The 9602-nt window shown below is 67.3% G+C and carries 10 protein-coding genes and 1 pseudogene; 7 read left to right on the top strand and 4 right to left on the bottom strand.

The genetic code is table 11. From position 1 onward, the window contains the following. From HMPREF3115_RS17560 to HMPREF3115_RS17570, 3 genes are all read right to left on the bottom strand, one after another. A partial coding sequence (locus HMPREF3115_RS17560; RefSeq protein ID WP_141751692.1) for an anti-sigma factor family protein occupies positions 1-287 on the bottom strand: 287 nt, incomplete at its 3' end. After that, the gene (locus tag HMPREF3115_RS17565; protein WP_012213216.1) at positions 277-918 is read right to left on the bottom strand and encodes an RNA polymerase sigma factor; all 642 of its coding nucleotides are present in this window, start codon (positions 916-918) and stop codon (positions 277-279) included. The genes HMPREF3115_RS17560 and HMPREF3115_RS17565, both read right to left, overlap by 11 nt. Positions 919-1150: 232 nt before the next feature. Continuing rightward, the gene (locus tag HMPREF3115_RS17570; RefSeq protein WP_006402291.1) at positions 1151-2062 is read right to left on the bottom strand and encodes a LysR family transcriptional regulator; all 912 of its coding nucleotides are present in this window, start codon (positions 2060-2062) and stop codon (positions 1151-1153) included. 172 nt (positions 2063-2234) lie between these two features. Here HMPREF3115_RS17570 and gcl point away from each other — a divergent pair, with 172 nt between their 5' ends. From gcl to lysM, 4 genes are all read left to right on the top strand, one after another. After that, entirely contained in the window at positions 2235-4010 is a 1776-nt protein-coding gene (gene gcl / locus HMPREF3115_RS17575) for a glyoxylate carboligase (protein WP_006402290.1), read from the top strand. 43 nt (positions 4011-4053) lie between these two features. After that, positions 4054-4863, top strand: a complete 810-nt coding sequence (hyi, locus tag HMPREF3115_RS17580; protein WP_006402289.1) for a hydroxypyruvate isomerase — start codon at positions 4054-4056, stop codon at positions 4861-4863. A 39-nt stretch (positions 4864-4902) separates the two neighbouring features. Continuing rightward, a complete protein-coding gene (locus HMPREF3115_RS17585) occupies positions 4903-5793 on the top strand; it encodes a 2-hydroxy-3-oxopropionate reductase (RefSeq protein ID WP_006402288.1) in 891 nt (296 codons plus the stop codon). A 476-nt stretch (positions 5794-6269) separates the two neighbouring features. Beyond that, positions 6270-6740 (top strand): peptidoglycan-binding protein LysM, encoded by a 471-nt coding sequence (gene lysM / locus HMPREF3115_RS17590; RefSeq protein ID WP_006402286.1) that lies wholly within the window; start codon positions 6270-6272, stop codon positions 6738-6740. 94 nt (positions 6741-6834) lie between these two features. Here the strand turns inward: lysM and HMPREF3115_RS17595 are convergent, their stop codons facing one another. Beyond that, the gene (locus tag HMPREF3115_RS17595; protein ID WP_006407782.1) at positions 6835-7857 is read right to left on the bottom strand and encodes an asparaginase; all 1023 of its coding nucleotides are present in this window, start codon (positions 7855-7857) and stop codon (positions 6835-6837) included. Between the two features lie 274 nt (positions 7858-8131). Here HMPREF3115_RS17595 and HMPREF3115_RS17600 point away from each other — a divergent pair, with 274 nt between their 5' ends. The 3 genes and pseudogenes from HMPREF3115_RS17600 to HMPREF3115_RS32515 all read left to right on the top strand — a co-directional run. After that, positions 8132-8422, top strand: a complete 291-nt coding sequence (locus HMPREF3115_RS17600; RefSeq protein ID WP_006402283.1) for a PsiF family protein — start codon at positions 8132-8134, stop codon at positions 8420-8422. Positions 8423-8667: 245 nt separating this feature from the next. Next, the gene (locus tag HMPREF3115_RS17605; RefSeq protein WP_006407781.1) at positions 8668-9141 is read left to right on the top strand and encodes a hypothetical protein; all 474 of its coding nucleotides are present in this window, start codon (positions 8668-8670) and stop codon (positions 9139-9141) included. Positions 9142-9341: 200 nt separating this feature from the next. Beyond that, positions 9342-9602, top strand: a pseudogene (locus HMPREF3115_RS32515) (hypothetical protein); the annotation flags it as partial.

The raw sequence follows: 9602 nt of genomic DNA on the forward strand, positions 1-9602 counted from the left end.
TGCGGCGCCTCGAATCCGCCGTCGCGCGCCCGTTCCGCCCCCGTTCGCTCGCCCATCGGCGCAGTCGCGGCCTCCGGCTGCAGCGCGGCGATCCGCGCGCGCAGCGCGTCCGGCGCGCGATGATAGTCGGCTGCCCGCACGGCATGCGAGAGCGCGACGATCCGCTCGCGCTCTCGCCGGCACAGCTCGCATTCGTCGACGTGCTGCTGGACCCGCAGCGCATCCGGCGGCGACAGCTCGCGGTCGACGTCCGCATCCAGCAGCGCGCGCGCTTCGTTACAGTCCATCGATAGCCTCCGATGCCGATCCGCCGGCCGGCGTGCGCGCCGCCCGCTCGCCGCGCGCCGGCACGGCTTCCTCGCCGAGCAGTGCGGCGAGCCGCCGACGGCCGCGCGCGAGCCGCGACATCACGGTGCCGATCGGCACGTCCGCGATCGCCGCGATTTCGCGATAGCTGAGATCCTCCATCTCGCGCAGCACGAGCACCTCGCGGTACTCGGCAGGCAGCTTCGCGAGCGCCGCGTTGACGAGCCGGACGTTTTCGCCGCGCAGCAGCTGCGCGAGCGGATCGGTCGTCGCCGGCTGCCAGTCGTCGGGCACGTCGGCGTCCTCCAGCGTGTCGGGCGCGGCGACTTCGTGCGCATGCGTGCGCCGCCGCCATTCGCTGTACCACGTGTGCCGCACGATCGTCAGCAGCCACGGCCGCGCGTTGTCGCCGCGGCACGAATCGACGAAGCGCAGCGCACGCATGCACGCTTCCTGCACGACGTCGTCCGCGTCGCTCGCGCTGCCGCTCAGCCAGCGCGCGAGGTTGTACGCGGCATCGAGGTGCGGCAGCACGAGCGCGCGAAACCGCTCGCCGCGCGCCGCCGCATCGCCTGCTGTCTGCCCATCGACCGGCTGTCCGGCTTGCCCCACATGGCCTCCCTGATCCCGGCGGCCGAAGCCGCGCCCACCGCGCACGCGATGCCGGCCGCCCGATGCCCGAGGCCAAACCCGAGTCCAGACCCGAGTCCCCGAAACCGGAGTCCCGAAGCCCAAAGCCAGCCGTCCGCCGCCGCACGCTCGATCACCTTACCGGCGTTGCGTCGAGTTTATTCCCGCCGCACGGGCCCGAAACGAAAAAAACCGCGACCGGCGCGCCCGGCGGTTACGGCGATGTGCTCCAGTACCCCGGCTGCGCGTACGCATCGCGCAAGTAGTCGATGAAGTAGCGCACGCGCGCCGGCACGTAGCGCTGCTGCGGATAGACGGCGAGGATGTCGTAGTCGGGCAGCGCATACTCGTCGAGCACCGTTTCGAGCTCGCCCGTCTCGAGTTGCGCGGCGATTTCCCATGTCGAGCGCCAGCCGAGCCCGAGCCCCTCGGCAACCCAGCGGTGCAGCAGCTCGCCGTCGTTGCAGTCGAGATTGCCGGTCACGCGCATCGTGACGATCTTGCCGTGACGCTGAAAGTACCAGCCGCGGTTCTGCCCGCCCTGCAGGTTGAACGCGAGGCAGTTGTGCTTGAGCAGATCGTCGAGCGACTTCGGCCGGCCGTGCCGGCGGAAATAGTCGGGCGTGCCGCACACGACGCGCCGGTTCGATGCGAGCTTCACCGCGACGAAGTTCGGATCCACCGCCCCGCCGATCCGGATCGACAGGTCGTAGCCTTCGCGCACGAGATCGACCACGCGATCGGTCAGGTTGAACGACAGCTGCATCTCGGGCTTGTCGGCGAGAAAGCCCGGCGCGTGCGGCGCGACGTGCTTGCGGCCGAACGCGGCCGGCGCCGATACGATCAGGTGACCGCTGACCGCGCGCCGCCCGGCGGCCAGCTCGTTCTCGGCCTGATCCCATTCGGACAGCAGCCCGCGGCAACGCTCGAGGAACGCGGCGCCCTCCTCGCTGACGACGAGCCGCCGCGTCGACCGGTACATCAGCTTGACGCCGAGCCGCTTCTCGAGTGCGTCGATGCGCCGGCCCAGCACGACCGGCGACACGCCCTCCTCGAGCGCCGCCGCCGCGAGGCTGCCGGCGTCCGCGACGCGCACGAACGTCTCGATCTGCTTGAAGCGATCCATCTCCCGTCTCCGTTCCGACGCCGGCGGAATGCCCGTCCGGCCGTCATTCCATACTTTTAGTTTCGAAATAAGCGACTTCGGCTGATCTTATCAAACCTTTCCTGCATCCCTAAAGTGTCCACAACAGACCGATTACCGAGATTCACCCCATTTCAGGTTCAAGGAGACATTCATGGCCAAAATGAGAGCTGTCGACGCCGCCGTGCTCGTGCTCGAGAAGGAAGGCATCCAGACCGCGTTCGGCGTGCCCGGCGCCGCGATCAACCCGTTCTACTCGGCGATGCGCAAGTCGGGCGGCATCAGCCACGTGCTGGCGCGCCACGTCGAAGGCGCGTCGCACATGGCCGAAGGCTTTACGCGCGCGGCACCGGGCAACATCGGCGTGTGCATCGGCACGTCGGGCCCGGCCGGCACCGACATGATCACGGGCCTCTACTCCGCCTCGGCCGACTCGATTCCGATTCTCGCTATCACGGGCCAGGCGCCGCGCGCGCGGCTCTACAAGGAAGACTTCCAGGCCGTCGACATCGAATCGATCGCCAAGCCCGTGACGAAGTGGGCCGTCACCGTGCGCGAGCCGGCACTCGTGCCGCGCGTGTTCCAGCAGGCGTTCCACCTGATGCGCTCGGGCCGTCCGGGCCCGGTGCTGATCGACCTGCCGATCGACGTGCAGCTCGCGGAAATCGAATTCGACATCGACACGTACGAACCGCTGCCGGTCTACAAGCCCGCGGCGACCCGCGCGCAGATCGAGAAGGCGCTCGCGATGCTCAACGACGCGGACAAGCCGCTGATCGTGTCGGGCGGCGGCGTGCTGAACGCGGCGGCCGAAGACCTGCTCGTGCAGTTCGCGGAAACCGTCGGCGTGCCGGTGATTCCGACGCTGATGTCGTGGGGCGCGATTCCGGACGACCATCCGCTGATGGCCGGCATGGTCGGCCTGCAGACGTCGCACCGCTACGGCAACGCGACGATGCTCGCCTCGGACTTCGTGCTCGGCATCGGCAACCGCTGGGCGAACCGCCACACCGGCAGCATCGACGTCTACACGAAGGGCCGCAAGTTCGTGCACGTCGACATCGAGCCGACGCAGATCGGCCGCGTGTTCGGCCCCGATCTGGGGATCGTGTCGGACGCGAAGGCGGCGCTCGAGCTGTTCGTCGCGGTCGCGCAGGAATGGAAGGCGGCCGGCAAGCTCAAGGACCGCAGCGCCTGGGTGGCCGAGTGCCAGCAGCGCAAGCGCACGCTGCAGCGCAAGACGCACTTCGAGAACGTGCCGATCAAGCCGCAGCGCGTGTACGAAGAGATGAACAAGGTGTTCGGCCGCGATACGTGCTACGTGAGCACGATCGGTCTGTCGCAGATCGCCGCCGCGCAGTTCCTGCACGTGTTCAAGGCGCGCAACTGGATCAACTGCGGGCAGGCAGGCCCGCTCGGCTGGACGATTCCCGCCGCGCTCGGCGTGCGTGCGGCCGATCCGGCACGCCCGATCGTCGCGCTGTCCGGCGACTACGACTTCCAGTTCATGATCGAGGAACTGGCAGCCGGCGCGCAGTTCAAGCTGCCGTACGTGCACGTGGTCGTGAACAACTCGTACCTCGGGCTGATCCGTCAGGCGCAGCGCGCGTTCGACATGGACTACTGCGTGCAGCTCGCGTTCGACAACGTGAACGCACCCGAGCTGAACGGCTATGGCGTCGATCACGTGGCCGTGGCCGAAGGCCTCGGCTGCAAGGCGCTGCGCGTGTTCAAGCCGGAAGAGATCGAACCGGCGCTGAAGCAGGCGCAATCGCTCGCGGAAGAGTTCAGCGTGCCGGTGATCGTCGAAGTGATCCTCGAGCGCGTGACGAACATCTCGATGGGCACCGAGATCGATGCGATCAACGAATTCGAGGACCTCGCGGAGAAAGCCGAACACGCGCCGACCGCGATCTCGATGCTCGACTGATCCGCGGGATTTTTTTGACTGACCGACCGAAGAGGCTTAGCTCATGCCGAAGTTTGCTGCAAACCTGACCATGCTGTTCAACGAAGTGCCGTTCCTCGACCGCTTCAAGGCGGCCGCGGACGCGGGCTTCGATGCCGTCGAGTTCCTGTTTCCGTATCCGTATGCGAAGGAGGAACTCGCCGAACGGCTCGACGCGCATCGCCTGCGCCTCGTGCTGCACAACCTGCCCGCCGGCAACTGGGATCAGGGCGAGCGCGGGATCGCGTGCCTGCCCGATCGCGTCGGCGAATTCCAGGAAGGCGTCGGCCGCGCGATCGAATACGCGAAGGCGTTGAAGGTGCCGCAGCTGAACTGTCTCGTCGGCATTCCGTCGGCGAGCACGCCGCGCGACAAGACGTTCGTCACGATCGTCGACAACCTGCGCTTCGCGGCCGATGCGCTCAAGCGCGAAGGCATCCGCCTGCTCGTCGAGCCGTGCAACAGCTTCGACATTCCGGGCTTCGCGCTGAACCGTTCGGCCGAAGGGCTCGACGTGATCCGCGCGGTCGGTTCGGACAACCTGTTCCTGCAGTACGACATCTATCACATGCAGCGCATGGAAGGCGAACTCGCCGCGACGATCGAACGCAACCTCGCCTCGATCGGCCACGTGCAGCTCGCGGACAACCCGGGCCGCCACGAGCCGGGCACCGGCGAGATCAACTACGCGTTCCTGTTCGCGCTGCTCGACCGGCTCGGCTACACCGGCTACGTCGGTTGCGAATACAAGCCCCGCACCACCACGACCGAAGGGCTCGGCTGGCTGCAAAGCGTCGCCGGCTGCACGTCGGGCGCCGCGCGCCGCGCCGCCTGAGCGCCCCTTCCGTCATTCGCCCCTATAGGAGACTTTCACATGGCAACCATCGGTTTCATCGGCCTCGGCATCATGGGCGCGCACATGGCGCGCAACCTGCTCAAGGCCGATCATCAGCTCGTCGTGAACGGCGCGTATCCGGTGCCGGACGATCTGCGCGCGAGCGCGAAGGTCGTCGCGAACTCGAGCGAAGTCGCGAAGAACGCGGACATCATCATCTCGATGGTTCCGGACACGCCCGACGTGCGCAACGTGCTGTTCGCCGACGACGGCGTCGCGAAGGGCCTGACGCCGGGCAAGCTCGTGATCGACATGAGCTCGATCTCGCCGCTCGACACGCAGGAATTCGCGAAGCAGATCAACGCGCTCGGCTGCGACTATCTCGATGCACCGGTCTCCGGCGGTGAAGTCGGCGCGCGCGAAGCGTCGCTGACGATCATGGTCGGCGGCCCGGAGCAGGCGTTCGAGCGCGCCAAGCCGCTATTCGAGAAGATGGGCAAGAACATCACGCTCGTCGGCGACAACGGCGCGGGCCAGACCTGCAAGGTCGCGAACCAGATCATCGTCGCGCTGAACATCGAGGCCGTCGGCGAAGCGCTGCTGTTCGCCGCGCGCTCGGGCGCGGACCCGGAGCGCGTGCGTCAGGCACTGATGGGCGGCTTCGCAGCATCGCGCATCCTCGAAGTGCACGGCGCGCGGATGACCAAGCGCACGTTCGATCCGGGCTTCCGCATCGAGCTGCACCAGAAGGATCTGAACCTCGCGCTCGAAGGCGCACGCAAGCTCGGCCTCGCGCTGCCGCACACCGCGAGCGCGCAGCAGCTGTTCAGCGTGTGCGCATCGCACGGCGGCAAGGCATGGGATCACTCGGCGCTCGTGCGTGCGCTCGAGATCATGTCGAACTTCGAGATCGAGAAGTCGGCAAGCTGAACGCGGGCCGCGTCGGGCGGCTGCCATGACGCACTATCCGTCGCGATCGCGGCGGATGGTGCGCGAAATTCACGTGCGCCGGCCGCTGCCGGTGCATCGATGTGCGCGACACGCGCGCATCACGGTGGGGCGCCCCGCCGCGCATCGCGTCGATGCGTGCGCGGCGGGGCGAAAAACGCCGCTCTGGGCTGAGAGCGGCGTGGTGGGGTCCGCAGCGGCACCCGGCGACGCCGGGGAAGCCTTGGTCGGTCAGACGTCGTCGTCGGGTGTCCGCCTGTCGGATTTCGCGTATTACATTTCTTTACGTTCGTACCGTCGATTTTTCATGCAATCGTCGCGACGAACGCCTACACTTTCGCCACGCCTTTCGAGAAAACCGCCGCGCTCGCGTTCACCTTCGGTGGCCGCCCCCAGCGCGGTGTTTTTTTCGCCACTTCACGGCGCGTTTTCGTTTCAACCACCTAAGGAGTGCAACGATGGGTCTTCTTTCGTTTATCAAAGAGGCGGGTGAAAAGCTGCTGGGTCATGCCGACGCGCAAGCGGCGGAAAATCCGAATGCCGCGAACCAGACCGCGGCCGATGCAATCAAGAACTACATCAACACGCAAGGTCTCGACACGTCGAACCTGACGGTCGCGTTCGACGGCGCGTCGCGCACCGTGTCGCTGTCGGGCAGCGTGCCCGATCTCGACACGAAGGCCAAGGTCAAGGTCGCGGCCGGCAACGTGCAAGGCGTCGCGGGCGTCAACGACGACGGCCTGCAGCCCGACGATCCGGAAGTCCGGTACCACGACGTGAAGCCGGGCGACACGCTGTCCGCGATCGCGAAGGAAGTGTACGGCGACGCGAACAAGTACCCGGTGATCTTCGAGGCGAACAAGCCGATGCTGTCGAGCCCCGATCGCATCTATCCGGGCCAGAAGCTCGTGATTCCGCCGCAAGCCTGAGCGTTTGCGCGCGTCGACATGAGAAAAGGCAGGCCATTCGGCCTGCCTTTGTCGTTTACGGCATCGATTCGGCCGGCACGCGGCCGCGTGTGGGTCAGCAGCGATCGAACAGCCGCTGCAACGCGTCGCGCTCGCGAATGCCGTTCGCCAGCGCGAGCATCAGCAGCACGCGCGCCTTGAACGGGCTCAGCGAGCCGGCGCTGACGAAGCCGAACGCATCGTCGTTCGCGGCGCCGTTGCGCATCACGTGACCGGAACCGACGCGCGACGCGCGCACCACCGCGACCCCGGCGTTCACCGCGTCGGCCAGCGCCGTCTGCAGCGTCGCATGGATCGAGCCGTTGCCCGTGCCCGCGACGACGAGGCCGCGCACGCCGGCCGCGACGAGCGCATCGACGGCCGTGCGCGTGACGCCCGCATAGCTGATCACCACGTCGACCGGCGCCCACGTCTCGGGAATCGTCAGTTGCGCATCGCGCGCACGCGTGACGCGGCGCGCGAATTCGACGCGGCCGTCCTGCACCCAGCCGAGCGCGCCGAGCTCCGGCGACTGGAACGCGTCGACCGCGTAGGTGCTCGTCTTCACGACGTCGCGCGCCGCATGGATCCGGTTGTTGAACGCGACGAGCACGCCCTGCCCGCGCGCGGCCGGATGTCCGGCGAGCGTCACCGCGTTCAGCAGGTTCAGCGGCCCGTCCGACGACAGCGCGGTGGCCGGCCGCATCGCGGCGGTCAGCACGACCGGCTTGTCGCCGGTCACGACCAGATGCAGCGCATAGGCGGTTTCCTCGAGCGTGTCGGTGCCATGCGTGATGACGATGCCGTCGACGGCCGGATCGGCCATCAGCGCGTCGATCCGCGCGGCGAGCGTGTTCCAGAGCGGCAGCGCGAGATCCTTGCTGTCGATGCTGGCGACCTGCTCGGCATGAATGCGCGCGACCGACGCGAGCGCCGGTACCGCGTCGAGCAGGAAATTGACGCCGAGCGCGCCGGCCTGATAGCCGGCCGTGCTCGTCGCGTCGGGCGCGGCGCCGGCGATCGTGCCGCCGGTCGCGAGGACGGCAATGCGCGGCAGGTGCGCCGCGGACGAAGAAGAAGCGGGAGTCAGCGTATTCATGGCCGCGATTGTAATGGCTCGCGGCCCGGATTCGAGCGATTCGGTGCGAACAAACGCGCGCGACGCGCGCCGCTCATGGTTTATCCCGATCGCCGGCGCGTGTGCGACGTCAACGCACGGTGGCGCGACGGCGTTATAGGAAGTGCCGTTTTGGTGTTTTCACATTGGTTTGCCATAATTGGAACGCGGCGCGATGCGACCCTACTCCGTATCGTGCTGCATCGGCTTCGTGACGGCGTCGATAAAACGCAATTCACCCCATGGGAGTGTCAAAATGAAAATCCAATCGCTCGTGGCCGCAGTGCTTCTCGGCGGCATGCTGGCTTCCCCCGCGTTCGCGGCGAACAGCCAGCAGGACAAGATGAAGGCCTGCAACACCCAGGCCGCCGGCAAGACGGGCGACGAACGCAAGGCGTTCATGAAGGACTGCCTGTCGGCGAAGCCTGCCAAGAAGATGACGCAGCAGGAAAAGATGAAGGCCTGCAACACGCAAGCCGCCGACAAGAAAGGCGACGACCGCAAGGCGTTCATGAAGAGCTGCCTGAGCAGCCAGCCGGCCGCCTGATTCCGGCACACCGGCCGCGAATGCCGCGCTCCGCTTCGGCGGGCGCGGCATTTTTGTTTTCGTTGTACGCGCATCGACGCCGGCGCCGCGCGCGCCGCCCGGCGCGGCCGCCCGCGCGCGCACGCGGTGCGGCAATTCGCCGCGTTTTCTTCTATGATGGCTGCAACGCGGCCCATCCAAGTACAAGAAGCGCCATCGGGCCGCCCTCGACACGGACGCGCATGCCGCGTCAAACGGAGGCATGGATGGCATGGAGACAACACCGCTGGTTCCGCCGCTGGGTGATCGTGGTCGCATTCTGGGCCGTGCCCGTCGCGATCGTCGCGGTGCGCGAGATTCGCGAGGAGATGGCCTACAACAAGGCCGATCTGCAGCTTGCGCTGACCACCTGGCAACTGACCGATGCGCAGCAGGCCGCCGGCGCGGCCGCGAAGTGCCACGGCGACGCCGATGAAGCGCGTGCAGCCGGCTGCCCGGCCGAGGTGCTGGCCGCCAACGCGCCGCGCCAGCAGGCCGCGCGCGACGAATACGTGGTGCGCCGCAATACGCTCGCAAGCTATCTGTGGCATGCGTTCGTCGGCTACTGGGTCGTGCCGGCCGTGTTCCTGTTCGGCTGCGGCGTCGTGATCGCGCTGATCCGCCGCGCGCTGCGGCGGCCGCCGATCAAGCCGCCCGTCAAGCCACCGATGGAGCCGCCGGTTCCGCCCGTTGCGCGCTGACGCCCCGCCCTTTTCCCCAGCCGCGCCCCGACGCCGCACGCGACATCGGTGCCGCGTTGGCATGCCGCGACATCGGTACGCGATTTGACGCTTTTTCACGTCCGAACGAAAAGCCGCTGCATGTCGCTGTGATATAACTGCCGACGTGGGCCGCTCTCTGAGCGAGACTCACTCCGAACATCATCCGATGGAGAAGAACGATGCAAAAACGGACTCTCGCGCTGAAACTGGCCGCTGCGCTCGTCGTCGGTAGCCTCGCGCTCACCGGCTGCACCACTACCCCCGACAAACCCGACAACGCCGCGACCAACGCGTCGAAGCGTCAGGCGATCGATTCGAGTGTCGACGCGACGCTGTCGCGCCTGTATTCGACGGTCAAGGGCTCGCGCGAACTCGTCGCGAAGTCGCGCGGCGTGCTGGTGTTCCCTGAGGTGCTGCAGGCCGGCTTCATCGTCGGCGGC

The organism is Burkholderia sp. HMSC10F09 (assembly GCF_001806955.1).
Lineage (GTDB): Bacteria > Pseudomonadota > Gammaproteobacteria > Burkholderiales > Burkholderiaceae > Burkholderia > Burkholderia multivorans.

Bases quoted from the DNA above. Each gene is read 5' to 3' on its own strand.
- HMPREF3115_RS17570 (WP_006402291.1), bottom strand. From the start codon at position 2,062: ATGGATCGCTTCAAGCAGATCGAGACGTTCGTGCGCGTCGCGGACGCC.
- gcl (WP_006402290.1), top strand. From the start codon at position 2,235: ATGGCCAAAATGAGAGCTGTCGACGCCGCCGTGCTCGTGCTCGAGAAG.
- hyi (WP_006402289.1), top strand. From the start codon at position 4,054: ATGCCGAAGTTTGCTGCAAACCTGACCATGCTGTTCAACGAAGTGCCG.
- HMPREF3115_RS17585 (WP_006402288.1), top strand. From the start codon at position 4,903: ATGGCAACCATCGGTTTCATCGGCCTCGGCATCATGGGCGCGCACATG.
- lysM (WP_006402286.1), top strand. From the start codon at position 6,270: ATGGGTCTTCTTTCGTTTATCAAAGAGGCGGGTGAAAAGCTGCTGGGT.
- HMPREF3115_RS17595 (WP_006407782.1), bottom strand. From the start codon at position 7,857: ATGAATACGCTGACTCCCGCTTCTTCTTCGTCCGCGGCGCACCTGCCG.
- HMPREF3115_RS17600 (WP_006402283.1), top strand. From the start codon at position 8,132: ATGAAAATCCAATCGCTCGTGGCCGCAGTGCTTCTCGGCGGCATGCTG.
- HMPREF3115_RS17605 (WP_006407781.1), top strand. From the start codon at position 8,668: ATGGCATGGAGACAACACCGCTGGTTCCGCCGCTGGGTGATCGTGGTC.